The following is a 22,651-nucleotide window of genomic DNA, read 5'->3' on the forward strand; positions in this document are numbered from 1 at the left end:
GACGGATCGAGGCGGGTCAGCGGAGGGTGCGGGTCAGGGCGTGGAGAACGGGCGTGAGGTGGATGGCTTCGAGGTCCTTGGGCTGGGTGGTGGCGGGATACCAGCTCGAGTCGGCGACGTACTGAATCCAGGGCGTCAGGGGACCGGGTTGGGTGCTGTGGGCGCGGAGGGAGAGGCCGAGCATGACGGCCAGGGCGGACAGGATCGAGAGATCGGTGACGACGTGTACGAGCAGCAGGCTGCGCGCCGGCAGGGCGACGAGCACGCCGTGCGGCGGGTTCTCGACGTGGAGGGTCTCGCGCAGCACGGTGTCGAGGACCAGCGCCCGCGAGGCGGCGAAGCTGGACCCGCCGATCACCGCGATGGCGGCGCCTTCGTGATCGACGAGCTCGACCTGGTCGGTCCGGCGGCGGAGATTGGCCAGGGCCGCGTCGAGGGCTTCGGCGCGGGTCATCCCGAAGTCGGCAGGGTCGAGGTGAAGAGTGACGACGCCGTCGTCGTGAGTGGCCGGTACGGCGAGCAGACCGGGCAGGAACTCGGGCGTGCCCGCGGTCCAGGCCGGTGGAAGGGAGGTGGTCGGGACAAGTCTCGCGACGAGGTCGCGGACCGGGTCGGTGGGTGGTGGGGGTGGGCCGTGACTGAGGTGCTCGCCGAGGCGGTCGAAGTGGTCGCTGACGAGTTGGGGCCAGCGCTGTGGATGCTCGGGGGCGACGATGCGGGCGAGGTTGCCCAGACCGGCGACCAGGCCGGACCTGACGTGGGGCAGGAGCGGGCCCGGCGCCAGCAGTAGTGCGTCGGTGCCGTCGAAGGTCGCCCGCAAACCGCGCTCGCCGGCGGCGTCGAGGGCCAGCCGGACGAGATGAGCCGCTTGCGACGCCGTCAAGGGCGGCAGGGCGCGGTCGTTGCCTGAAGCCCGTTCCGGTGGATGGTGGATGGTCATGAGTACCTCCTCGCCAAAGAAAGTACGAGGATTGGGTCACTGCGGAGGTGACGAGTTCGCGAGCTGTGGACAACCCGGCGGTTATCCTGCCCGCAGTCGAGTCCTAGGAGTGTGAGGTATGTCGGACACCCCGGCGTCGCGGCCGTCGTCGGCGGCCCGGCTCTCGTTGTCGCACATCACGGCGCAGAACGAGACGAACCTGCTCGGCACGGTGCACGGCGGCGTGATCATGACGCTGGTCGACTCGGTCGCCGGCGTCGTCGCGGCGCGGCACTCGGGCGGTCCGGCGGTCACCGCGTCGATGGACGAGATGCAGTTCCTGGTCCCGGTCCGGGTCGGCGACGTCGTGCACTTCACCGCCCAGGTGAACTGGACCGGCCGCAGCTCGATGGAGATCGGGGTCCGGATCACCGCGGACCGTTGGGACTCGGTCGGCCCGCAGGTGCACGTCGCGACGGCGTATCTGGTGTTCGTGGCCGTCGACGCCGACGGTCAGCCGCGGCACGTGCCGCAGGTCGAGCCGGAGAACGACGAGGACCGGCGCCGGATGCGCGAGGCCGAGATCCGGCGCAGCCACCGGCTGGCCCGGCGCAAGGCGATCATCGCCTCCCGCGAGGACCTCGATGACGCTGTTCACTAGCGCCCGGCGGCACCCGTCCGCCGTCCTGCTGGTGGTCCAGCTGCTCGGCGTACTGGTCTACCCGGCGATGGAAGGATCGCGCGGCGGCCGGGTCGGCTTCGAGACGCTGGGCATCATCGTGCTGGTGCTGGCGGTCTTCTCGGTCCGTTCGACACCTGGTCTGACCTGGGTCAGCATCTGCCTGGGCATCCCGGCGGTGGTGCTGTCGCTGGTCGACGCGTTCCGCCCGACCGAGGTGATCGAGCCGGTCTCCGGCGCTTTCCACGCGGCGTTCTACTTCTACACGGCGTACAGCCTGCTGCGGTACATGCTGTCCGACCACGACGTCAGCGTCGACGAGCTCTACGCGACCGGCGCGACGTTCACCTTGGTGGCGTGGGGATTCGCGTACATCTTCGTCGTCGTCCAGGCGCTCGATCCGGGCAGCTTCACCGCCGCGGTCAACCCGCAGCAGGAGCGCACGTGGATGGAGCTGCTGTTCCTCAGCTTCACCACCTTATCCAGCACAGGGCTCAGCGACATCGTCCCGATCAAGTCCTGGGCGCGATCCGTGGTCATGCTCGAGCAGCTCGCCGGTCTCGGGTACGTCGCGATGGTGGTCTCCCGGCTCGTCGGTCTCACGGTCGCCAAGAGAAACAACTAGGAGCTAACGGCGCGGCCAGGAAGCGAGCAGATCGCCGGCCGCTCGAAGAGCCACTGCGGGTGCGTGCTCCATCGCCGCGACGCGGTAGCTGACCAGCGCGCCCTCGTGCAGCAGCAGCAACCGATCCGCCAGCTCGCCCACCTGGTCGAAGCCGGCCAGCTCGGCCTGCGCGACGAACTCCGCCCGCATCCACGTCTTCTGCCCGACGATCACCGGCATGGCGGGATGGTCCGGCGCCGCCAGCTCGACGCTCGCGTTGATGAACCCGCAGCCGCGCTGCGACTCCTCCATCCAGTCGCTCAAGGACGCGAACAGCGCCAGGATCACCTCTTCGGGTGACGTCGGCTGACGCTCGGCGAGCTGGTCGTCGAGGAACGTGTGCCACTGCCGGTTCCGGCGTTCCAGGTACGCCGCGATCAGCCGGTCCTTCGAGCCGAACCGGTCGTACAGCGTCTTCTTGGTCACCTCGGCCGCGTCCGCGATCGCGTCCACACCGACGGTCCGGATGCCCCGGGCGTAGAACAGCGCGGACGCCGCCGCCAGGATTCGCTCCCCGGCCGGCGTGAGCGGCGCGGCCGGAGTCAGGGCGCGCTCCACGAGCAGGGTGGGTCTCAGCTGCTGGTCGACCATACTGACAGTATACCGACCGGTGTGGTTACGTCGTGGCATGACCGTCACCGAAGTCGCCCCGCACCGCACCACGGTGATCCCGCTGCTGGCCGGGGCCGGGTTCGTCGTGTTCTGGAGCTCGGGCTTCATCGGCGCCCGCTGGGGTACGACGTACAGCTCGGCGGTCGACCTGCTGGCCTGGCGATTCCTGCTCGCGGGGACCGTGGCCGCCCTGATCCTCGCGATGCGCCGGCCGAGGATCAGCCGCGCGGACGTGATCACCCACAGCGCGATGGCGTTCCTGACTCAGTTCGTCTACCTCGGCCTGATCTTCACCGGCATCGACCACGGCATCCCCGCCGGACTGACGGCGCTGATCGGTTCGCTCCAGCCGATCCTGATCGCCACTGTCGCCGGACCGCTGCTCGGCGAACGGGTGTCACCGCTGCAGTGGACCGGACTGCTGGTCGGTCTCGCTGGCGTCGGCCTGGTGGTTGCCGACTACCTCGGCCACGGATCGCCGCTGCTCTTCCTGCTGCCCTTCGGTGGATTGCTCGGCCTCGCGGCCGGTACGTGCCTCGAACGCAAGCGCAAGCCACAGGCCCACCTTCTCGACGCGCTCTGCCTGCAAAGCCTGGTCTCCGGGGTCCTCTTCCTCGCCTTCGCGGCCGCGACGCGGCAGCTGACCGTCCCGCACGAACTCGGCTTCTACGGCGCCGCGATCTGGCTGGTCGTCCTCTCGACCACCGGCGGCTGGGGCCTCTACCTGGTCAACCTCCGGCTGTCCGGCGCGACCCGGGTGAGTTCGCTGCTCTACCTCGTGCCGCCGACCACGATGGTGCTGGCGTACCTGATGTTCCACGAGACGATCGGCAGGCTCGCCGTCCTCGGGATCGTCGTCTGCGCGGTCGCCGTCCTGCTGATTCGTTGGCCGAACCCCCAACAAAGCGACCCCGAGATGGCTACGCTGCGGTCATGGCGGAACCCCGGTGGCTGAACGAGCAAGAGCAGCAGGCCTGGCGTGCGTTCATCGCGGCGCAGCGCGTGGTCAACGGGCGGATCGAGCAACAGCTGCAGCGCGACGCCGGGATGCCGCACACGTACTACGAGATCCTGGTCCGGCTCTCCGACGCCACCGACGGCCGGCTCCGGATGAGCGAGCTCGCGATCGCCACGCTCGGGTCCCGCAGCCGCCTCTCGCACGCGGTGAACCGGCTCGAGCAGGTCGGCTGGGTCCGCCGTGAGGGGATCTCGTCGGACCGTCGCGGTCAGGTCGCCATCCTCACCGACGCGGGCCGGGAGAAGCTGAAGGAGACCGCGCCGGGCCATGTCGAGACGGTCCGCTCGGCGGTCTTCGACCCGCTGACCGACGAGCAGGTCCAGCAGCTGCACGACATCTGCGCCGCGCTGGCCCGCCACTCCGGTGGCAGCGAGGACAGCGCCGCCTGGGAGCCCAGCTGAGGCTCGTCGGTAACAATGGGCGTCGATGAAGACTTTCCAGGGCGTCCGAGGCATCACAGCCATCACAGCCGCCGCACTTCTCCTGGCCGGGTGCGCCGACTCGAGTTCACCGACGGCAGGGCCCAGCACCGCTCCCTCGTCGTCGGTGCCGATCCCGCCGACGGACACGCCGCCGCCCAGCACCCAGCCGACGCAATCGCCGAGCACGCCGCCCGTCACTCCGCCGACCGGCTGCCTCGACCAGAAGCTGGCCGGGCTCACGCCGCGCGAGCGGGCGGCCCAGCTGATCATGACCGGTATCAGCGCGACCGGCATGACGGCGGACGAGCGCACCGTCGTACGGAGTCGTAAACCGGGCGGTGTCCTGCTGATGGGCGCCGGCGGCAGTCTCAGCAACACCCGTACGGCGATGGCCGCCGCGACGGACGCGGCCACGGTCGACGGGATCAAGCCGTTCGTCGCCGCGGACCAGGAGGGCGGCAAGATCCAGCGGCTGAAGGGTTCCGGCTTCGACCGGATCCCGGCCGCGACCGTCCAGGCGGGATGGTCGCCGCAGAAGCTCACCGGCCAGGCCACCGTGTGGGCGAAGCAGCTCAAGCAGGCCGGGGTGAACCTCGACCTCGCGCCGGTCGCCGACGTCGTACCGAAGTCCCTGGGTGACGACAACGCGCCGATCGGAGCGCTGGACCGCGGCTACGGCAGTACGCCGGGACCGATCGGCGAGCACGTCGCCGCCTTCGTGAAGGGCATGGACGGGGCCGGCGTGATGACCTCGGTCAAGCACTTCCCGGGTCTCGGCCGGGTCCGCGGCAACACCGACTTCTCCTCCGGTGTCGTCGACACCGTCACGGTCCGCGGCGACGCCGACCTCGCGCCGTTCGCCGCCGGGATCAAGGCGGGCAGCGATCTGGTGATGGTCTCCACCGTCACCTACACCAAGATCGACAAGACCAACCGGGCCGTCTTCTCGCCGACCGTCATCCAGGGCATGCTCCGCGGCGACCTCCAGTACGACGGAGTGGTGATCACCGACGACGTCGGCGCCGCCGCCGAGGTGGCCTCCGTGCCGGCCGGCGACCGCGCGACGCTGTTCATCGGTGCGGGCGGTGACGTGGTGATCACCGCGAAGGCCTCGCTGACCTCGACGATGATCGACGCCGTGGTCGCCAAGGCCCAGCAGGACAAGGGTTTCGCCGCCAAGGTCGAGGCCAGCGTGCGCCGGGTGCTCGCGCTCAAGCAGAGCCGGGGGCTGGTGAGCTGCGGGTGATCCCCGACGAGGAACCCGACTACCGGTTCACCCTGGCCAACGAGCGGACGTATCTCGCCTACCTGCGGACATCACTCGCCTGTTATGCCGGTGGCCTGTCGGCGGTCCAGTTCCTCGACCTCGGGCCGGACCGCTGGCCGGCCAAGATCATCGGCATCGTCCTGGTCGGTGCCGGACTGGTCACCACCGCGGGTGCGTTCCGCCGCTGGCAGGCGAACACGAGCGCGATGCGCGGCGGCCGGCCACTTCCGGTGACCCGCCTGCCGTTGATGCTCGGGGCAACGATCGTGGTGGTCGGGCTGGTCGGCCTGCTGTTCAGCCTGTGGCGATGACCCGCGACCCCGGTCTGCAGCCCGAGCGCACGCTGCTCGCGTGGCGGCGGACCGCGCTCGGCCTGATCGCGAACGGTGTTCTCCTGTTCGCGTCCGGCCACGGGACCTCGGGAGTCCGGACCGGGCTCGGCATCGTGGTCGTCGTACTGGCCCTGGGGTGCTGGGCCGCCGTGAGCGCGGTCTTCCGGCAGGCGGCAGAGTCCCACCCACCGGGCTTTCTGGGGCAGCAAAGAGTGCTGCAGGCCTCCGCCGGCCTGGTCCTGCTGGTGGGGCTTTTCGACCTGTACGCGGTGATCACGCGCTGACACCGTCTGGTCACGGATTGGTCGCACTGAGTCAATGTGTTCACAATCTCGCGGTACGTTGCCAGGACGGATGCCAACTCAACGGTCCGTTGCCCCTAGCATGTTCACGGTTTGTCCCTCGTTCACCCGGAGCTTGAAGTGCCGTTACGTCTGCGTCCGAACGACCCGACGTTCTACGACCTTTTCACGGAGTCCGCCAACCACCTCGTCGACGGCGCCCGCATCCTGGCCGACCTGCTCGGCAGCACCGCCGGAACGGGTCTGGCGGCCAGCCACCAGATCGCCGCCCAGATGAAGGACGCCGAGCACGCGGCCGACGAGACCACCCACTCGATCATCCGCCGCGTGAACTCGACCTTCGTCACGCCGTTCGACCGCGAGGACATCTACCGTCTCGCGTCCGACCTGGACGACGTGATGGACTACATGGAAGAGGCCGTCGACTCGATCCACCTGTTCAACCTGGAGTCGCTGCCGGGCGAGGTGGCCGAGCAGATCGAGGTTCTGCAGCGGATGGCCGCCCTGACGTCGGAGACGATGCCGCGGCTGCGCACGATGAAGGACCTGGCCGAGTACTGGATCGAGATCAACCGGCTGGAGAACACCGGTGACGCCGTGCACCGCCGCATCATCGCCAAGCTGTTCAGCGGCGAGTTCGACGCGCTGACGGTGATGAAGGTGAAGACCGTGATCGATCTGCTGGAGGACGCCGTCGACGCGTTCGAGCACGTCGCCAACACGGTCGAGCAGATCGCCGTCAAGGAGAGCTGAGCGTGGAGCTCGCGCTCGTCATCGCGGTCATCGCGATCGCGCTCATCTTCGACTACACCAACGGTTTTCACGACGCGGCCAACGCGATCGCCACCTCCGTGTCGACCCGGGCGCTGACGCCCAGGGTGGCGTTGGTGATGGCGGCGGTGATGAACTTCGTCGGCGCCTTCCTGGGCACGGAGGTGGCCGACACCGTCGGCAAGGGCATCATCGTCACCCCGAGCGGCCAGCACGGACTGGTGATCGTGCTGTCGGCCCTGATCGGTGCCATCACGTGGAACCTGATCACCTGGTACTTCGGTCTGCCGAGCTCCTCGTCGCACGCGCTGATCGGCGGCCTGGTCGGTGCCGGTCTGGCCTCGACCAGCGTCGTGCTGTGGTCGGGCATCGTCGACAAGGTCGTCATCCCGATGGTCCTGTCCCCGGCCATCGGCTTCCTCGGCGCCTTCGCGGTGATGACCGCGATCCTGTGGATCTTCCGGCGCAGCAACCCCGGCCGGACCACCCGCGGCTTCCGCCTGGCCCAGTCGCTGTCCGCGGCCGCGATGGCGCTCGGGCACGGCCTGCAGGACGCCCAGAAGACGATGGGCGTGATGTTCCTGGCCCTGCTCACCACCGGGCACGTCCAGCCCGGCCAGGGCATCCCGATCTGGGTGAAGATCTCCGCCGCGACCGCGATCTCGCTCGGCACCTACTCCGGTGGCTGGCGGATCATGCGGACCCTGGGCCGCCGGATCATCCACCTGGACCCGGCCCGTGGCTTCGCCTCCGAGGCGGTCGCCGCGACCGTGCTCTACGTGATGGCGATCGGCCTGCACGCGCCGGTGTCGACCACGCACACGATCACCTCCGCGGTGATGGGGGCCGGCGCGACCAAGCGGCTGTCCGCGGTCCGGTGGGGGGTCGCGAAGGGCATCGTCACCGCCTGGGTGCTGACCATTCCGGCCGCCGGTGTGGTCGCCGCGTGCTGTTACTGGCTGGCTCACCTGATCCTCGAGTAGCAGTTCACGGCCAGTTCACCCAGAAGGATTAGCGTCCGATACGTTCCTGACGCCGCCCTCTCCGGGATGTGATCGTGATGGACCTGTCGTTCCTCGTCGTCGTGGTGATCGCCACCGCACTGGTGTTCGACTTCACCAACGGTTTCCACGACACCGCCAACGCGATGGCCACCTCCATCGCCACCGGAGCGCTCAGACCCAAGGTCGCGGTCGGGCTGTCCGCCGTACTGAACCTGGCCGGGGCGTTCGTGTCCACCGAGGTCGCCAAGACCATCTCCAGCGGCCTGGTCGACGACGCCAAGGTGACCGTGCCGATCATCTTCGGCGGTCTGGTCGGCGCGATCCTGTGGAACCTGCTGACCTGGTACGTCGGCCTGCCGAGCTCGTCGTCGCACGCCCTGTTCGGCGGCCTGATCGGTGCCACCTGGATCGCGGCCGGCAGCGGCGCGGTCAACTTCGGCACCGTGGTCCAGAAGATCGTGATCCCGGCCGTCGCGGCGCCGATCATCGCCGGCGTCATCGCGCTGCTCGGCACCTACCTGGCGTACCGGATCACCCAGCGCGGCCGGAAGAAGACCGTCGACGACGGCTTCCGGGCCGGGCAGATCGCGTCCGCGTCGCTGGTCTCGCTGGCGCACGGCACCGGGGACGCGCAGAAGACGATGGGCATCATCACGCTGGTGCTGATCACCTCGGGCAGCCTGGCGCCGGGTTCGCGGCCGCCGCTGTGGGTGATCGGATCGGCCGGCCTGGCGATTGCCTTGGGCACCTACCTGGGCGGCTGGCGGATCATCCGCACGATGGGTAAGGGCCTGACCGAGATCGAGTCGCCGCAGGGGTTCGCCGCGGAGACCAGCTCCACCGCCGTACTGCTGGCGTCGTCGCACCTGGGCTTCCCGCTGTCGACCACTCAGGTCTGCTCGGGCAGCATCCTGGGCGCCGGGCTCGGCAAGCGACTCGCTGAGGTCCGCTGGACGGTGGCCGGGCGGATGGCGCTCGCCTGGCTGTTCACGCTGCCGGCTGCCGCCGTGGTGGGCGCACTGGCCGGCCGGGTGGCCAACTCGGGCAACGCGGGCGTTGCCATCATCGCGGTGGCCGCCGCAGCTGCCGGGCTCGGCATCTACGTCGCCTCGCGCCGCAAGCCGGTCACGGCCGGCAACGTGAACGAGTACCCCGGCACCTCGGTGCCGGTGGCCTGAGAGGAGTCAGCGGATGCACATCGACTGGAGCGCACTCGGACAGGTCGCAGTGGTCAGCCTGATCTTCGGAGTCGGGCTGGCAGTGCTGTTCTCGTTCGGCGTGACGGCGCTGTCGCGGCGAGCGGTGGCTGCCGACGAGAAGCGGGCGGTGTCCCCGGTGGACACGGCCGTGGCGGGGCTCTGCTTCCTGGCCTGCGTCGCAGCGGTGATCTACGGGCTGTACTTGATCATCCCGCAATTCCACTAGCTAGCGGTTCCAGCGGCGTACGGCCTTGACCATGTCCTTGGGGCGCAGGGAGTTCAGGTACGCGTCCCAGGTCGCGTAGAGCTTGTCGCCGAGCAGTCCGACGTCCAGGTACGCCTGCGGCCGTACGGCGACCACCCAGGTCGCCGCGGCCGCGTGGCCCTGGGTGAGCAGCAGGTGGTTCGACGTGTCGTCGATCCGGCGCTTGGACTCGCCCGTCCGGCCGTGGTCGGGCAGGGCCCGGGTCGCCCAGCGGCGCAGGATCTCCGGGTCCTCGGCGGTCATCCGGGCCAGGTAGGTCAGCGGGCCCGGCCGGAGACCGCGCAGCGGGATGTTGCTCAGACTGCCGAGGGGAAACCAGCCGTTCGTGCAGCGCCGGCCGTTCACCGCGGACTCGACCTCGCGGGCCTGCTCCGGTCGCAGTCCCTGGATCGCCCAGGACAGGAAGAACACCCCGGCGTCCGGGATCTCCTCCGCGATATGAGGAGCGACCTTCAACCGCCCCGGTTCGAAGAGATGCAACTCCTCGGAATCGAACACCACAAACCTTCCCCCGACCCGCCTGGAACCGTCGGCCGGCGCCCCCGCCCGGGGAACCGTCGACCGTCGCCGAGAGGGACCCCCCAGGTCCAGCACGACAATCAAAGGCCTTTCGTACTCCCGCGTGCGCCCGGGGTCAAGGTCTTGTCCACGGCCGAAAGGGCAGCCGGTACGCCGTACCGGCTGCCCTTTCGGCGGTGAGGGGTGGGTCAGCGCTTGCGGCGGCGGGCGAGCTCCTCCTGGTCGAGGCGCTCGGCCTCCTCGGGCGTCGGCGCGCCCCCGCCGTACGACGCCGGCAGCCACCAGGCGCCGGCCGGCTGCTCGGGATAGGCGCGGATCGTCTCGTCGAGCATCCCGGCCATCGTGGTCCGCAGGTGCTCGGTCGCCTCGGTCGCGTCGTCCTGGCGGGTCACCGAGATCGGTGCCCCGACGGTGATCGAGACGTTCCGGTGCCGGGAGAAGTCCTTCGGGTGGTCCTTGGTCAGCATCCGCTGGGTGCCCCACAGGATCATCGGGATCACCGGTACGCCGGCCGCCGCGGCCATCCGGACCGTGCCGGACTTGAACTCCTTCAGCTCGAACGACCGCGAGATCGTCGCCTCCGGGAAGACCCCGACGATCTCGCCGGCCTTGAGCTGGGTCAGGGCCTCCCGGTACGACGCCGAGCCGGCCGCGCGATCGACCGGGATGTGGCGCATCCCGCGCATCAGCGGCCCGGAGTACCGGTTGCGGAACAGGACCTCCTTGGCCATGAACCGGACCAGTCGCTTGCTCGGCTGGGCGCCGAAGCCGCCGATCACGAAGTCGACGTAGCTGATGTGGTTGAGCGCGATCACCGCCCCGCCGGTCCGCGGCACGTGCTCGGTGCCGACCATCGCGAACTTGAGGTCGAGCACCTTGAACGCGGTCTTCGCGAAGGCGATCACCGGCGGGTAGACAATGTCTGGCATGGCTCGACGCTACCGGCCGCCGTCAATGACCTGCACCACCTGAGCGCCGGCGACGCGCGGGATCCCGTACGCAGTACACCGCGGGTTCGCTATCGTGGGCGGCGGAAAGTCGAAACGCGGGAGCTCGCACCGTAGCGGGCTGAGAGGGCGGCTGGACTGCGCACCCCTGACGGAACGGTCAGGCTGGGCGAACCGGTGCCGCCGACCGCCGAACCTGTCCGGGTAATTCCGGCGTAGGGAGCAGCATCGTGACCACCATCGGCAACAACTCCGTTCGCCCGACCGTCACCACCGGCCCGATCTCGGGCTCGGAGAAGATCTACACCGGCGAGCTGCGGGTCCCCGGCCGCCGGGTGAACCTCACCAACGGCGAGCACTTCGACCTGTACGACACCTCCGGGCCGTACACCGACGCGGCAGCCGTGATCGACGTACAGACCGGTCTGCCGCCGATCCGCAAGGACTGGGTCGGCGGGCGCGAGCGGCTGACCCAGCTCGCGCACGCGCGGGCCGGCACGATCACCGAGGAGATGCGGTACATCGCCGTACGGGAAGGTGTCGACCCGGAGCTGGTCCGGTCCGAGGTCGCCCGCGGCCGCGCGGTGATCCCGGCCAACCACCACCACCCGGAGTCCGAGCCGATGATCATCGGCAAGAAGTTCCTGGTGAAGGTGAACGCGAACATCGGCAACTCCGCCGTCACCAGCTCGATCGAGGAAGAGGTCGAGAAGCTGGTCTGGGCCAGCCGCTGGGGCGCGGACACGGTGATGGACCTGTCCACCGGCAAGAACATCCACGAGACGCGGGAGTGGATCCTGCGCAACTCCCCGGTCCCGATCGGGACCGTGCCGCTCTACCAGGCGCTGGAGAAGGTGAAGGGCGACCCGTCCGAGCTGTCTTGGGAGGTCTACCGCGACACCGTGATCGAGCAGTGCGAGCAAGGTGTCGACTACATGACCGTGCACGCCGGTGTCCTGCTGCGGTACGTGCCGCTGACCGCGCGGCGGATCACCGGGATCGTGTCGCGCGGTGGCTCGATCATGGCGGCGTGGTGCCTCGCGCATCACCAGGAGTCCTTCCTGTACACGCATTTCGAGGAGCTGTGCGAGATCCTGCGCGCGTACGACGTGACGTTCTCGCTCGGCGACGGGCTGCGGCCGGGATCGATCGCGGACGCCAACGACGCGGCGCAGTTCGCGGAGCTGCGGACGCTGGGCGAGCTGACGAAGATCGCGTGGGCGCACGACGTCCAGGTGATGATCGAGGGTCCCGGGCACGTTCCGATGCACAAGATCGCGGAGAACGTGCGGCTCGAGGAGGAGCTGTGCGGCGAGGCGCCGTTCTACACACTGGGGCCGTTGGCAACCGACGTCGCTCCGGCGTACGACCACATCACCAGCGCGATCGGCGCGGCGCAGATCGGCTGGCTCGGGACGGCGATGCTCTGCTACGTGACGCCGAAGGAACACCTCGGGCTGCCGGACCGCGACGACGTGAAGACCGGCGTGATCACGTACAAGATCGCTGCCCACGCGGCTGATCTGGCCAAGGGACACCCCGGGGCCCAGGACTGGGACGACGCGTTGTCGACGGCCCGCTTCGAGTTCCGGTGGGAGGACCAGTTCAACCTGTCGCTTGATCCGGACACGGCGCGCTCGTACCACGACCAGACGCTGCCGGCCGAGCCGGCCAAGACGGCCCACTTCTGCTCGATGTGCGGGCCGAAGTTCTGCTCGATGCGCATCACCGCCGACATTCGCAAGTACGCCGAGGAGAAGGGCCTGGACTCCGAGGAAGCCATCGAAGCCGGCTTCGCCGAGATGTCGGAGACCTTCAAGTCCCACGACAAGTTGCTGTACCTGCCGCTCGCGGACTGATCGCAGTGTGGTGGCCCCGGGCAACCTGTCCGGGGCCGCCCTACGATGGCAGCTCCTATCCCCGGCCGCACAGGAGCCCGCCATGACCCCGTTGGACCACGCGAAGTCGGACCTCGCCGAACGCGCCGGTGTCACGGTCGACGAGATCACGCTCGTCAGCTCCGAGGAGGTCACCTGGCCCGACAGCAGCCTCGGGTGCCCGCAGCCGGGAATGATGTACGCCCAGGTTCTCACCAGCGGAAGCCGCATCATCCTCAGTGCCGGCGGCCGCACCTACGAGTACCACTCAGGCGGTCAGCGCCCGCCGTTCCTGTGCGAAACGCCTTGACGCGGAGTGAAGTCCGACGGTGAGTCGGTGGGCGGACCGGACCGTTTTCAGCGGAGAATTGGGGGATCGGTGAGTTCGCGGAGTGATCACGGGGAGTGATCGGGCGAACCGGTTCAGGTTTTTTCCTTCACTCTACGTGAATAAGACTGTAGCCTTAATCTTGCGTCGAGAAGGAGGTGCAGGGCGGTGGTCTTCGTTCTGACGGTAGATCAGCGGGGCAGCGGCGGCGCGAGTGATCTCGTACCCGAGCTGCTGAACACGCTGAACCGGCGGCCGCGCCGGACCGGTCTGCTGCGCAAGTTCGAGCGCACGGCGGGCGACGAGGTGCAGGGTGTGCTGTCCGAGGCGCGTGCGACGGTCGAGGTGATCGTGCAGCTGATCCGCGCCGACCACTGGCACATCGGTCTGGGCATCGGCGCGGTCGAGCAGCCGCTCCCGCGCAGTACCCGGGCCGGCAGCGGTACGGCGTTCTTCAACGCCAGGACCGCCGTCACCAAGGCCAAGTCGAGTCCGCACCACGTGAACGTCGTCGGCGACGACCCGCGGGTGGCCGACCAGGTGGAGAGCGTGCTCTGGCTGATGGCCTCCGTACTGCGACGCCGTAGCGAGCGCGGCTGGGCCGTGGCCGACCTGCTGGCGGAAGGGCTGACCCGCCGGGAGATCGGCGTGAAGCTCGGCATCAGTCAGTCGGCGGTGACCCAGCGGGCACAGGCGGCCGGGTTCGCCGAGGAACAACGAGGGCGGCTGCTGGCCGCGGAGCTGCTCGCACCGGGTGCCGCTGCATTACGGCGGCTGTCCTCGCGCTGACCGCGGCCGGGTTGATCCTTGCCGTAGTGGCGTGGATCCTGCCGGCGGGGGAGATCAGCGAGATCGTGGTCAGCGGCTTCATGCTGGCCTGCCTGGTCGCGGACGGCATCATCCTGCTGGCCGGTGACGGCGTCACCGGCTGGGGCGAAGGCGGGTGGAACGTCCTGCTCCTGGTGTCCGGCGCCCTGGCTGTCGCCGGCGGTGGCCCGCTGACGACGTCAGTCCTCTCCCTGGTGGACCGCAACAACACCAGGTCCCAGTCGACCCAGCAGGCCGGTGAGGTGCTGCGCGGTGGCGCGCTGATCGGTGCGCTGGAGCGCGGTGCGATCTACGGCTCGATGGTGGCCGGCTGGCCGGAGGGACTGGCGATCGTGCTGGCCATCAAGGGCCTCGCCCGGTACCCCGAGCTGCGCAGTCCGGACCAGCCGGCATCCGTTACGCCGCAGGCGGTGGCAGAGCGGTTCATCATCGGCACGTTCACCAGTGTGCTCTGGTCGGTCACCTGCGCGGGCCTGCTGCTGTCGCGCTAGCTAGGGTGTGTCTCTCGATTCCCGCCTACTGCGCGGCACTCGGCACGGCACCTCGAAGCACTGGAGCAAAGACCACGATGGAAGAACATCGAGGCCTTCACTCCAGCACTCCGAGCTACCGCACCGAGCACCTGCTCGCTACGGCGGGAATCGAGAGACACACCCTAGAGCTTGATGACGATGTCCGACGCGACCTTGTCGTGCCAGGTCTGGTGCTTGTCGTCCCACAGCGGCCAGAGCACGTTCAGGAAGCAGATGTTGTTGAAGATCAGCGCGCAGAGCTCGCGGCCGAAGGTCCGGCCCACACCGATCAGCTCGCCGGTCTCGGGGGAGACGATCTTGAGACCGACGACCTTCTTGCCCAGCGACTGACCGGTGCGGCCCTGCCGGATCACCCGGTTCCAGATCTGGTAGACGATCGAGGCGAGGTACCCGATCACCATCGCGGCACCGCCGGCGTCGCTCATCTCCTCCAGGTCGCCGCTCAGCGCGAGCGCGGTGATCGCGCCGGCCGCGATCAGGACGATCGCGAGGAGTGAGTCCACGATCGACGCGAGCACCCGGGAGCCCCAGCCGGCGAGCTGGCCCGGCAGCGAGTAGTTGTAGCCGTAGCCGCCACCACCGCCGGAGTAGGGGTTGTAGCCCGGCTGCGACGGGTTGTACTGCGGCGCGTAGTTGCCCGGCTGGTTCGGGTACGACGGCTGGTTGGGATAGCCCGGCTGCTGCCCAGGAACGGCCGGGTACGGCGGCTGGTCCTGCGGGCGGTTCGGGTCGAACGGAGGGGTGCTCACGACAGTCCTTTCTACGACACCGGCGAGGACAGCAGAACGCCGTGGCCTCGACAGGCCACGGCGCTCGGAACGCAGACGGTACGAGGTCAGAGCTTGACGACGTACGTGGTGTTGATCTTGTCCGCGAAGGTCTGCTTCTTGTCGTCCCACAGCGGCCACAGGTAACCCAGGTAGCACGGCAGGGCGTCCAGGATGTGGGTGATCTCGCGCAGCAGCGCCTTGCCCACGCCGACGTTCTGTCCGGTGTCGGCGGAGACCAGCTTGAGGCCGAGCGCCTTCTTGCCCCAGCTCTGGCCGGTCTGGCCCTGCAGGACGAGGCGGTTGTAGATCCACAGACCCAGCGCGACCAGGCTCAGCAGCAGGCCGATGATCGTCGTCCCGGCGCCGCCGTCGCCCACGCCGGAGATCAGGTTCCCGATCCAGGACGGGATCGCGATGATGATGCCGTCGATCAGCGAGGCGCCCACGCGGACCGGCCAGGTGGCCAGTTCACCGCCGGGGTTGCCGTAGCCGTAGCCGCCGTAGGGCTGCGAGCCGTACGGCGTCGCGCCGCCCTGCGGGTACGACGGGTAGGAGGACCCACCCGGCTGGCCCGGCTGCTGACCAGGCTGCTGGCCGTACTGGCCGCCGCCCGGCTGACCCGGGTACGCACCCGGCTGCTGCGGCTGCCCGTACTGACCGGGCTGCTGGCCGTACTGCCCGGGCTGCTGCCCGTAGTCCGGCTGCTGCGGCTGACCGTACCCAGGCTGACCCGGCGGCTGACCGTACCCAGGCTGCTGGCCGTACTGGCCCGGCTGACCCGGGTAACCGCCGGGCTGGTCCTGGGTCGGCTGGCCGTACTGGCCCGGCTGCTGACCGTACTGGCCCGGCTGGTCCGGCGTCTGATCCCCGTTGCCCTGGTTCGGGTCCTGGGGGTCGAAACCCGGTGGTGGCGTCGGAGTGCTCACGACGATCCCTTCTGATCTTCGTTGAGGAGTCATTGCAGGCTAGCGAGTCTGAGGCTCACCGGCCACGCACCGCACCGGGGAGTCCGGATGACGGTCTACCGTGGAGCCATGCATCCGGCACACCCTAGAGGGAACGAGCGCGGGCGCGCCACGCCCGAGCCGTTGGACCGCCGGGTGCGTGGCCTGGCGGCGGTCCTGGCCGGCGGCGCAGTGCTTGCCGCGGTCAACGGACTGTCGGGTGGACGGATCGGGCTGCCGTGCCCGTTCCACGCCGTCACCGGGCTGAACTGCCCGTTCTGCGGGACGACGCGGATGGCCGCCGCCCTGCTCGAGGGCGACGTGGCGCGTGCCTGGCCGTACAACCCGCCCATGTTCGTGGTGCTCCCGGTCGTCGCGCTGGTGGTCGGTTACCTGCTGCTGGCATGGACGCTGGAGCGGCTCGGCCGGTTCCGTCTGCCGCGTCCGCGTCCGGGCGCGCGGTTCACGCGGGTCGCGCCGATGGCGTTCCTGGCCGTGATGGCGGCGTACGGCGTACTGCGGAATCTGGTCTAGATCCCTTCCAGGCAAGGGAAAGCGCCGCGGGCCGAAGTGCTTGCCCGCGGCGCCGACACCGGCGGCTCAGCCGAAGCGGCCGGTGATGTAGTCCTCGGTCGCCTTCTCGGTCGGGTTCGAGAAGATCTGCTTGGTCGGGCCCATCTCGATCAGCCGGCCGGGCTTGCCGGTCGCGGCCAGGTTGAAGAACGCGGTCTGGTCGGAGACCCGGGCCGCCTGCTGCATGTTGTGCGTCACGATGACGACGGTGAACTTGTCCTTCAGCTTCTCGATCAGGTCCTCGATCGCCAGCGTGGAGATCGGGTCCAGCGCCGAGCACGGCTCGTCCATCAGGATCACCTCGGGCTCGACGGCGATCGCCCGCGCGATGCACAGCCGCTGCTGCTGACCACCGGACAGGCCGGCGCCCGGCTTGTCGAGGCGGTCCTTCACCTCGTTCCACAGGTTCGCGTCGTGCAACGACCGCTCGACCACCTCGGTGAGCTTCTTCTTGTCCTTGACGCCGTTCAGCTTCAGGCCGGACGCGACGTTGTCGAAGATCGACATGGTCGGGAACGGGTTCGGCCGCTGGAACACCATGCCGACCACGCGGCGGACCGCGACCGGGTCGATCCCGGTGGCGTACAGGTCCTGCTGGTCCAGCAGCACCTTGCCCTCGACCCGGGCGCCGGGGATCACCTCGTGCATCCGGTTCAGGGTCCGCAGGTAGGTGGACTTGCCGCAGCCGGACGGGCCGATGAACGCGGTGACCGAGCGGGGCTCGATCGTCATCGACACGTCCTCGACGGCCTTGAAGTCGCCGTAGTAGACGTTGAGGCCGCTGACCTCGATGCGCTTTGCCATATCGGTTCAGTACCTCTCGACTATTTGGACTTGATCGTGCTGAACCGCGCGACCAGGCGGGCCAGCAGGTTGAGCAGGAGGACGAGCAGGATCAGCGTCAGCGCGGCCGCCCAGACCCGGTCCGCGGCCGGCTGCAGCGCCAGCTCGGTCCGGTCCTGGTTGATCATCGTCGGCAGCGCGCCCATGAATCCGTCGAACGGGTTCAGGTTGATGTTCTTGGAGTAGCCGACCAGGATCAGCAGCGGCGCGGTCTCACCCATCACGCGGGCCAGGCCGAGCATCACACCGGTGACGATGCCACCGAACGCGGTCGGGACGACCACCTTCAGGATCGTCTTCCACTTCGGCACCCCGAGCGCGTACGACGCCTCGCGCAACTCGTCCGGGACCAGTTTGAGCATCTCCTCGGTGGAGCGCAGCACGACCGGCAGCATCAGCAGCACCAGGGACAGCGACACCGCGAAACCGACCCGGTTGAACCCGAAGACGGTGATCCAGACGGCGTAGATGAACAGCGCCGCGACGATCGACGGGACACCGGTCAGGATGTCGATCATGAAGCTGACCACCCGGGCCGCCCTGGTGCCCCGGCCGTACTCGACCAGGTAGACCGCGCCCATGATCGCGATCGGGACGGCGATCAGCGCGGTGATCAGGGACATGATCAGCGTGCCCATGATCGCGTGGTACGCGCCGCCGCCTTCGCGCCGTACGGTGATGCCGCGCTGCGACTCGCTCCACCAGCCGGCGTCCGCCAGCAGTCCGTAGCCCTTGCTGATCACGGTCCACAGGATCCACACCAGCGGGATCAGCGCGACCAGGAAGCACAACGTGATCAGCACGCTGGCCAAGGTGTTCTTGAACGCCCGGTTGCCGGACTTGCCGGTCAGGTCCAGGGTCTTGCCGTCGTAGGCCGGCCGGTTCGCCGCGAGGGTCGTCACAGCGTCGCTCCTTCGCTCTGCGGCTTGTCGCCGACTCGCTTGACCTTGCGCGTCCGCTTGCCGCCGGGCGTGCTGCGGTCCACGATGATCCGGGCGATCGAGTTGACCAGGAAGGTCACCACGAACAGCACCAGACCGGCCGCGATGTACGCGCCGGTCTTCTCCGGCGAGTCGAACTCGGCGGCGTTGTTGGCGATCTTCGAGGCGAACGTCTCGCCGCCGGCGAAGATCGAGGAGTTCCACGGGTCGTTGCCGTTCGGCACCGACAAGATGATCAGGACGGCGACGGTCTCACCGAGCGCGCGGCCCAGGCCGAGCATCGAGGCGCTGACCACGCCGGAGCGCCCGTACGGCAGAACGGCCATCCGGATCATCTCCCAGCGGGTCGACCCGAGCGCCAGCGCGCCCTCGCGGTGCGCGATCGGGGTCTGGGCGAAGATCTCCCGGCTGATCGCGGTGACGACCGGCAGGATCATGATCGCCAGCACGACCGACGCGGTGAACACCACGCCGACGTTGTCGGTGGGTGGCTTCTCGAAGATCGGGATCCAGCCCAGCGCCGTCCCCAGGCCGTTGATGACCGGCCTCAGCAGCGGGGCGAACAGCAGGATCCCCCACAGGCCGTAGATGATCGACGGGACGGCGGCCAGCAGGTCGATCGCGTGCGACACCGGCGCGGCCAGCCGCTTCGGTGCGTAGTACGTGGTGAACAGCGCCACCCCGACCGCGATCGGGACGGCGATCGCCATCGCGATGATCGAGCTGACGACAGTGGTGTAGAACAAGGCGGCGATACCGAACTTCGGCGGCACCGCGCCGGGCTCCCAGATCCGGGAGAAAAGAAAATTGCTGTCGTTCTTGGCCAGGGAAGGGATCGCCAGGGCCAGCAGAAAGATGCCGACGAAGGCGACGATCAGGACTACCAGCCCACCCGAACCGCGGGCCAGACCGGAGAACAGCCGATCACCGAGGTGGCCGACCGGACCGAGGTCCATCGTGCGTTCGTCAGCCGGCCGATCGGGCGGGGCCGTGCCGTCTGTGCTGCTCATCGTTGTGGCTCCAAGCGACGGGGTCGTTGTCCGGGGTGGTCATGAGGCAAGCCCCGGTCGCTTGCCGAGGGCAAGGACCGGGGCTCGCATCACGGCCGGTTGCGACCGGATGAAATCAGCTGATGGCCTGGACGGCCGCGTCGACCTTCGTCCGGATCTCGTCCGGCAGCGGGGCGTAGTTCAGCTCGGCCAGCGAGGACTGACCCTCGGTGCTCGCGAAGTAGGACAGGAAGCTCTTCACCAGCGCGGTCTTCTCGGCCGGCAGGCCCTTGCTGCAGACGATCTCGTAGGTGACCAGGACGATCGGGTAGGCCCCGGCCGCCTTCGTCGCGTAGTCGACCTTGAGCGCCAGGTCGTTGCCGGTGCCCGCGACCTTCGCCGCGGCAACCGCCTTGCCGGCCGACTCGCCGGTCAGCTCGACCGCTCCGGCGCCGCTGTCGACCTGCGCCACCCCGAGCTTGTTGTCGATCGCGTAGGACCACTCGACGTAGGTGAGCGCGTTCTTGGTGCTCTTCACGCCCTCGGCGACACCGGAGGACTTCTCCTTGCCGTTGCCGGTCCCGGACCACTTCTTGGCCGGCTTGCCCTTCCACGCGCCACCACCGGCCGCGGCCAGGTACTTGGTGAAGTTCTCGGTGGTGCCGGACTCGTCGGAGCGGAAGAAGACGGCGATGGCCGCCGACGGCAGCGTCGTCCCCGGGTTCAGCTTGGCGATGGCCGGGTCGTTCCAGGTCTTGATCGTGCCCTGGAAGATCGCGGCGGCAGTCGGTCCGTCGAGCACCAGCTTGCTCACGCCGTCGATGTTGTAGGCCAGGGCGATCGGCCCGGTGACCATCGGCAGGTTCCACGCCGGGCTGCCCTGGCAGCGCTTGGCCGCGGCGGCCGCCTCGGACTCGCCGCCGTCGGAGCCCTCGGTCTTCAGCGCCGAGTCGGAACCGGCGAAGTCGACCTGGCTGGCGTTGAACTGCTTGATGCCCGCACCGGACGCGGTGGCGTTGTAGTTCACCGTGGCATCGGCGCACTTCTCGTTGTACTTGGCGATGACTTCCTCGATGGCGTTCTTCTGCGCCGAGGATCCCTCGGCGTTCAGGGTGCCCTCGGGGCAGTCGGCGGTGCCGGTGGAGGCCGAGCTGTCACCCGACGGGGTCGAGGAGCCCGACGGCTCCGGGTCACTGCCACAGGCGCTCAGAGCGAGAACGCCGAGGGAAGCCACGGCGACGGTGCCGACGCGGAGCAGGCGATTGACGGACACGAGAGTGTTGCCCTTCTGCGGGAATTCAGACTTTGTGAACTTCCACAGACGGTAGGGAGAGCAGGTGACCGCCTGGTCCGTCGCGGATGAACGAGCGGTGAACGGTTTCGGTAGTGCTCGCGACGACTGGCGTGCCGTCAGGAGGCCAGCAGGTGAACTGAGTTAAGAGCCGTGACGCTGAGTGATTTCAAGCGCCTGTTGGTCACGGTCCGGTATCAGCGCACGACCAGCGCAAGGGATGCCGATGACGGCCAGGTGATCGCGCGGCCGCCGTACGTCGTACTGGGGATGAAGAACCGGTACGCCGCGGGCTTGTTTCAGCTGGAGAAGTCCTCCGGCGCCACGCCGTCGAGGAACTGGCGGAAGCGCTCGAGCTCGGCCTGCTCCTCCTCGGGCGTGGCAACGCCGGCCTCGCGCAGCACCTGCTCGGTGCAGCGGATCGGCGTACCGAGTCTGACCGCGAGCGCGACCGAGTCGCTCGGCCGGGCCGACACGCGGGCGCCGTTGGCCAGCACCAGCTCGGCGTAGAAGACCGCGTCGCGCAACTCGACGATCTCCACCGCCTCGATGTGCACGCCGAACGCCTCGATCAGGTCGCGCATCAGGTCGTGGGTCAGCGGCCGGGAGGGGCGCAGGCCCTGCTCCTCGTACGCGATCGCGGTCGCTTCCACCGAACCGATCGAGATCGGTAGGTAGCGGTAGCCCTCGGTCTCGCGCAGCATCATCACGGGCGCCCGGTTGGGCGACTCCATCCGGATCCCGATCAGGGTCAGTTCGCGCATCGATGTCATGGTGCGGTCCCGGCCTCTCCGTGCCGCCGGCTCCCGGTAGGGCGCCGGTTTCCTCGGTAGGAACATACCCGGCAGGGCCCGCCGCACTCGGCGGCGACCCCGACTGTGACGATCTCTTTGCATTGGCGGGGTCGCTCGGAGTCACACCCCCTTACGGCGCGCTGAAGCGTTCGTGGGCGACGCGGCCGTCGGCGAGCAGGTGCGCGACGACGAACGCGCCGGGGGAGTACTTGCCGACGGGGAGCCCGAGCTCACGCGCCAGAGCGGGCAGCACCGGGCGGTGCGAGCAGATGACGGTCACGTGGCCGTGCTTCCACGCGGTGCCGGCCAGGCCCTCCATCGCCTGCGGGTCCGCCTCAAACCCGCGCTCGGAGATCTCCGGGTGCAGGTGGATCTTGCGGCCGATCGCCGCGGCGTACGGCGTGAGCGTGGTCGCGCACCGCTCCGCGTCGCTGCTGCGCACCCGGTCCACCCCGAGCGCGGCCAGTACGTCGACCAGCCGCTCGGAGGTGCCCCGGCCGCGATCGGTCAGCGGGCGGTCCGTGTCGTCCTCGTCCCAGTCCTTGCGCCTGATCGCCTCCGCGTGCCGGATCAGGACCAGCGACGCGACCACCGGTACGGCGGGCTCGAGGTTGCGCAGGATGTCCACGTCGCGCGGGTAGCTGAGCCGCGCCGCGGCCTGGTCGACCTCGAGCCACTCGACCCGGTCGACCTCGTCGCTCGAGACGAACTCGCCGTCGCCGCGGGTCTCGGCGGACCAGTAGTGCACCAGCTTCGGCACGGTCCCGCCGTTCTTGCGGACGTCGTACCGCTGGATGCCGAGCGACGGGCCGAGCACGACCCGCAGACCGGTCTCCTCCTCGATCTCGCGCCGCGCCGCGGACAGCACGTGCTCGTGCGCGGTCAGCTTGCCCTTCGGCAGGGACCAGTCGTCGTACCTGGGGCGGTGCACCAGCAGGACCTGGCGCGTGCCGCGGCGCTCCCGCCACACGACACCACCCGCGGCGATCACGGTCGCCGGGTTGCTCATCGTCTCCAGCC

Annotated in this window: 28 protein-coding genes; 16 read left to right on the forward strand and 12 right to left on the reverse strand. The window is 69.0% G+C overall.

Features of this window, described 5'->3' with window-relative positions; all coding sequences use genetic code 11:
* Positions 1 to 16 precede the first annotated feature (16 nt).
* Positions 17 to 940 (reverse strand): hypothetical protein, encoded by a 924-nt coding sequence (locus tag HDA39_RS35015; RefSeq protein WP_184802588.1) that lies wholly within the window; start codon positions 938 to 940, stop codon positions 17 to 19.
* 118 nt (positions 941 to 1,058) lie between these two features.
* Between HDA39_RS35015 and HDA39_RS35020 the strand changes: the two genes are divergently transcribed.
* Positions 1,059 to 1,580, forward strand: coding sequence for an acyl-CoA thioesterase (locus HDA39_RS35020; protein WP_184802591.1), 522 nt, complete (start codon positions 1,059 to 1,061; stop codon positions 1,578 to 1,580).
* Positions 1,564 to 2,223 (forward strand): potassium channel family protein, encoded by a 660-nt coding sequence (locus tag HDA39_RS35025; RefSeq protein ID WP_184802593.1) that lies wholly within the window; start codon positions 1,564 to 1,566, stop codon positions 2,221 to 2,223. Before HDA39_RS35020 ends, HDA39_RS35025 begins: the two co-directional genes overlap by 17 nt.
* 3 nt (positions 2,224 to 2,226) lie before the next feature.
* On the opposite strand, the gene HDA39_RS35030 is transcribed toward HDA39_RS35025, so the two are convergent.
* The gene (locus HDA39_RS35030; RefSeq protein ID WP_184802595.1) at positions 2,227 to 2,853 is read right to left on the reverse strand and encodes a TetR/AcrR family transcriptional regulator; all 627 of its coding nucleotides are present in this window, start codon (positions 2,851 to 2,853) and stop codon (positions 2,227 to 2,229) included.
* Positions 2,854 to 2,890: 37 nt separating this feature from the next.
* Here HDA39_RS35030 and HDA39_RS35035 point away from each other — a divergent pair, with 37 nt between their 5' ends.
* From HDA39_RS35035 to HDA39_RS35075, 9 genes are all read left to right on the forward strand, one after another.
* A complete protein-coding gene (locus tag HDA39_RS35035; protein WP_184802597.1) occupies positions 2,891 to 3,829 on the forward strand; it encodes a DMT family transporter in 939 nt (312 codons plus the stop codon).
* Positions 3,808 to 4,293: a MarR family winged helix-turn-helix transcriptional regulator gene (locus HDA39_RS35040; RefSeq protein WP_184802598.1), complete on the forward strand. Its 486-nt coding sequence runs from the start codon at positions 3,808 to 3,810 to the stop codon at positions 4,291 to 4,293. The genes HDA39_RS35035 and HDA39_RS35040 overlap by 22 nt, the downstream gene beginning before the upstream one ends.
* Before the next feature lie 25 nt (positions 4,294 to 4,318).
* Positions 4,319 to 5,560 carry a glycoside hydrolase family 3 protein gene (locus HDA39_RS35045; protein ID WP_184802599.1) on the forward strand — a complete coding sequence of 414 codons (1,242 nt, stop codon included), beginning with the start codon at positions 4,319 to 4,321 and terminating at the stop codon, positions 5,558 to 5,560.
* Complete coding sequence (locus tag HDA39_RS35050) at positions 5,557 to 5,892, forward strand: YidH family protein (protein ID WP_337926028.1); 336 nt, start codon at positions 5,557 to 5,559, stop codon at positions 5,890 to 5,892. The genes HDA39_RS35045 and HDA39_RS35050 overlap by 4 nt, the downstream gene beginning before the upstream one ends.
* A complete protein-coding gene (locus HDA39_RS35055) occupies positions 5,889 to 6,197 on the forward strand; it encodes a DUF202 domain-containing protein (protein WP_184802600.1) in 309 nt (102 codons plus the stop codon). The genes HDA39_RS35050 and HDA39_RS35055 overlap by 4 nt, the downstream gene beginning before the upstream one ends.
* A gap of 138 nt (positions 6,198 to 6,335) precedes the next feature.
* Positions 6,336 to 6,968 carry a DUF47 family protein gene (locus HDA39_RS35060; RefSeq protein ID WP_184802601.1) on the forward strand — a complete coding sequence of 211 codons (633 nt, stop codon included), beginning with the start codon at positions 6,336 to 6,338 and terminating at the stop codon, positions 6,966 to 6,968.
* A gap of 2 nt (positions 6,969 to 6,970) precedes the next feature.
* Positions 6,971 to 7,969, forward strand: a complete 999-nt coding sequence (locus HDA39_RS35065) for an inorganic phosphate transporter (protein WP_184802602.1) — start codon at positions 6,971 to 6,973, stop codon at positions 7,967 to 7,969.
* 74 nt (positions 7,970 to 8,043) lie between these two features.
* Positions 8,044 to 9,168: an inorganic phosphate transporter gene (locus HDA39_RS35070; protein ID WP_420488767.1), complete on the forward strand. Its 1,125-nt coding sequence runs from the start codon at positions 8,044 to 8,046 to the stop codon at positions 9,166 to 9,168.
* 13 nt (positions 9,169 to 9,181) lie between these two features.
* Entirely contained in the window at positions 9,182 to 9,415 is a 234-nt protein-coding gene (locus tag HDA39_RS35075; RefSeq protein ID WP_184802604.1) for a hypothetical protein, read from the forward strand.
* Here HDA39_RS35075 and HDA39_RS35080 read toward each other — a convergent pair whose 3' ends face one another.
* Positions 9,416 to 9,952 (reverse strand): hypothetical protein, encoded by a 537-nt coding sequence (locus tag HDA39_RS35080; RefSeq protein ID WP_337926029.1) that lies wholly within the window; start codon positions 9,950 to 9,952, stop codon positions 9,416 to 9,418. It abuts the gene before it with no gap.
* A 209-nt stretch (positions 9,953 to 10,161) separates the two neighbouring features.
* Positions 10,162 to 10,902 (reverse strand): lysophospholipid acyltransferase family protein, encoded by a 741-nt coding sequence (locus HDA39_RS35085; RefSeq protein ID WP_184802608.1) that lies wholly within the window; start codon positions 10,900 to 10,902, stop codon positions 10,162 to 10,164.
* A 248-nt stretch (positions 10,903 to 11,150) separates the two neighbouring features.
* Here HDA39_RS35085 and thiC point away from each other — a divergent pair, with 248 nt between their 5' ends.
* The 4 genes from thiC (at position 11,151) to HDA39_RS35105 (ending at position 14,444) form a co-directional block, all read left to right on the forward strand.
* Positions 11,151 to 12,779, forward strand: coding sequence for a phosphomethylpyrimidine synthase ThiC (gene thiC, locus HDA39_RS35090; RefSeq protein WP_184802611.1), 1,629 nt, complete (start codon positions 11,151 to 11,153; stop codon positions 12,777 to 12,779).
* An 82-nt stretch (positions 12,780 to 12,861) separates the two neighbouring features.
* Positions 12,862 to 13,107 (forward strand): hypothetical protein, encoded by a 246-nt coding sequence (locus HDA39_RS35095; protein WP_184802613.1) that lies wholly within the window; start codon positions 12,862 to 12,864, stop codon positions 13,105 to 13,107.
* Between the two features lie 186 nt (positions 13,108 to 13,293).
* Positions 13,294 to 13,914 (forward strand): transposase, encoded by a 621-nt coding sequence (locus HDA39_RS35100; protein WP_184802615.1) that lies wholly within the window; start codon positions 13,294 to 13,296, stop codon positions 13,912 to 13,914.
* A gap of 26 nt (positions 13,915 to 13,940) precedes the next feature.
* The gene (locus tag HDA39_RS35105) at positions 13,941 to 14,444 is read left to right on the forward strand and encodes a hypothetical protein (protein ID WP_337926030.1); all 504 of its coding nucleotides are present in this window, start codon (positions 13,941 to 13,943) and stop codon (positions 14,442 to 14,444) included.
* Between the two features lie 164 nt (positions 14,445 to 14,608).
* Here HDA39_RS35105 and HDA39_RS42770 read toward each other — a convergent pair whose 3' ends face one another.
* Positions 14,609 to 15,235, reverse strand: coding sequence for an RDD family protein (locus HDA39_RS42770; protein ID WP_184802617.1), 627 nt, complete (start codon positions 15,233 to 15,235; stop codon positions 14,609 to 14,611).
* 86 nt (positions 15,236 to 15,321) lie between these two features.
* The gene (locus tag HDA39_RS35115; protein WP_337926031.1) at positions 15,322 to 16,182 is read right to left on the reverse strand and encodes an RDD family protein; all 861 of its coding nucleotides are present in this window, start codon (positions 16,180 to 16,182) and stop codon (positions 15,322 to 15,324) included.
* Positions 16,183 to 16,269: 87 nt separating this feature from the next.
* Between HDA39_RS35115 and HDA39_RS35120 the strand changes: the two genes are divergently transcribed.
* A complete protein-coding gene (locus HDA39_RS35120; RefSeq protein WP_238356223.1) occupies positions 16,270 to 16,734 on the forward strand; it encodes a DUF2752 domain-containing protein in 465 nt (154 codons plus the stop codon).
* Positions 16,735 to 16,800: 66 nt separating this feature from the next.
* Here the strand turns inward: HDA39_RS35120 and pstB are convergent, their stop codons facing one another.
* The 6 genes from pstB to HDA39_RS35150 all read right to left on the reverse strand — a co-directional run bounded on the left by pstB (position 16,801) and on the right by HDA39_RS35150 (position 22,640).
* Complete coding sequence (gene pstB, locus HDA39_RS35125) at positions 16,801 to 17,577, reverse strand: phosphate ABC transporter ATP-binding protein PstB (RefSeq protein ID WP_184802621.1); 777 nt, start codon at positions 17,575 to 17,577, stop codon at positions 16,801 to 16,803.
* Positions 17,578 to 17,597: 20 nt separating this feature from the next.
* Positions 17,598 to 18,518, reverse strand: coding sequence for a phosphate ABC transporter permease PstA (gene pstA / locus HDA39_RS35130; RefSeq protein WP_184802623.1), 921 nt, complete (start codon positions 18,516 to 18,518; stop codon positions 17,598 to 17,600).
* The gene (gene pstC, locus HDA39_RS35135; protein ID WP_184802625.1) at positions 18,515 to 19,567 is read right to left on the reverse strand and encodes a phosphate ABC transporter permease subunit PstC; all 1,053 of its coding nucleotides are present in this window, start codon (positions 19,565 to 19,567) and stop codon (positions 18,515 to 18,517) included. The genes pstA and pstC overlap by 4 nt, the downstream gene beginning before the upstream one ends.
* 115 nt (positions 19,568 to 19,682) lie before the next feature.
* Entirely contained in the window at positions 19,683 to 20,819 is a 1,137-nt protein-coding gene (pstS, locus tag HDA39_RS35140; RefSeq protein ID WP_184802627.1) for a phosphate ABC transporter substrate-binding protein PstS, read from the reverse strand.
* Positions 20,820 to 21,136: 317 nt separating this feature from the next.
* Entirely contained in the window at positions 21,137 to 21,610 is a 474-nt protein-coding gene (locus HDA39_RS35145; RefSeq protein WP_273482675.1) for a bifunctional nuclease family protein, read from the reverse strand.
* Positions 21,611 to 21,761: 151 nt separating this feature from the next.
* Complete coding sequence (locus HDA39_RS35150; protein WP_184802631.1) at positions 21,762 to 22,640, reverse strand: NUDIX hydrolase; 879 nt, start codon at positions 22,638 to 22,640, stop codon at positions 21,762 to 21,764.
* Between the last annotated feature and the right edge of the window lie 11 nt (positions 22,641 to 22,651).

Origin of the sequence: Kribbella italica, from assembly GCF_014205135.1 — a bacterium.
Lineage (GTDB): Bacteria > Actinomycetota > Actinomycetes > Propionibacteriales > Kribbellaceae > Kribbella > Kribbella italica.

Bases quoted from the DNA above. Each gene is read 5' to 3' on its own strand.
- HDA39_RS35020 (WP_184802591.1), top strand. From the start codon at position 1,059: ATGTCGGACACCCCGGCGTCGCGGCCGTCGTCGGCGGCCCGGCTCTCG.
- HDA39_RS35075 (WP_184802604.1), top strand. From the start codon at position 9,182: ATGCACATCGACTGGAGCGCACTCGGACAGGTCGCAGTGGTCAGCCTG.
- HDA39_RS35095 (WP_184802613.1), top strand. From the start codon at position 12,862: ATGACCCCGTTGGACCACGCGAAGTCGGACCTCGCCGAACGCGCCGGT.
- HDA39_RS35045 (WP_184802599.1), top strand. From the start codon at position 4,319: ATGAAGACTTTCCAGGGCGTCCGAGGCATCACAGCCATCACAGCCGCC.
- HDA39_RS35030 (WP_184802595.1), bottom strand. From the start codon at position 2,853: ATGGTCGACCAGCAGCTGAGACCCACCCTGCTCGTGGAGCGCGCCCTG.
- HDA39_RS35085 (WP_184802608.1), bottom strand. From the start codon at position 10,902: ATGCCAGACATTGTCTACCCGCCGGTGATCGCCTTCGCGAAGACCGCG.
- HDA39_RS35015 (WP_184802588.1), bottom strand. From the start codon at position 940: ATGACCATCCACCATCCACCGGAACGGGCTTCAGGCAACGACCGCGCC.
- HDA39_RS35145 (WP_273482675.1), bottom strand. From the start codon at position 21,610: ATGACATCGATGCGCGAACTGACCCTGATCGGGATCCGGATGGAGTCG.
- pstB (WP_184802621.1), bottom strand. From the start codon at position 17,577: ATGGCAAAGCGCATCGAGGTCAGCGGCCTCAACGTCTACTACGGCGAC.
- HDA39_RS35150 (WP_184802631.1), bottom strand. From the start codon at position 22,640: ATGAGCAACCCGGCGACCGTGATCGCCGCGGGTGGTGTCGTGTGGCGG.
- HDA39_RS35035 (WP_184802597.1), top strand. From the start codon at position 2,891: ATGACCGTCACCGAAGTCGCCCCGCACCGCACCACGGTGATCCCGCTG.
- HDA39_RS35025 (WP_184802593.1), top strand. From the start codon at position 1,564: ATGACGCTGTTCACTAGCGCCCGGCGGCACCCGTCCGCCGTCCTGCTG.
- HDA39_RS35055 (WP_184802600.1), top strand. From the start codon at position 5,889: ATGACCCGCGACCCCGGTCTGCAGCCCGAGCGCACGCTGCTCGCGTGG.
- HDA39_RS35040 (WP_184802598.1), top strand. From the start codon at position 3,808: ATGGCGGAACCCCGGTGGCTGAACGAGCAAGAGCAGCAGGCCTGGCGT.
- HDA39_RS35120 (WP_238356223.1), top strand. From the start codon at position 16,270: ATGACGGTCTACCGTGGAGCCATGCATCCGGCACACCCTAGAGGGAAC.
- pstC (WP_184802625.1), bottom strand. From the start codon at position 19,567: ATGAGCAGCACAGACGGCACGGCCCCGCCCGATCGGCCGGCTGACGAA.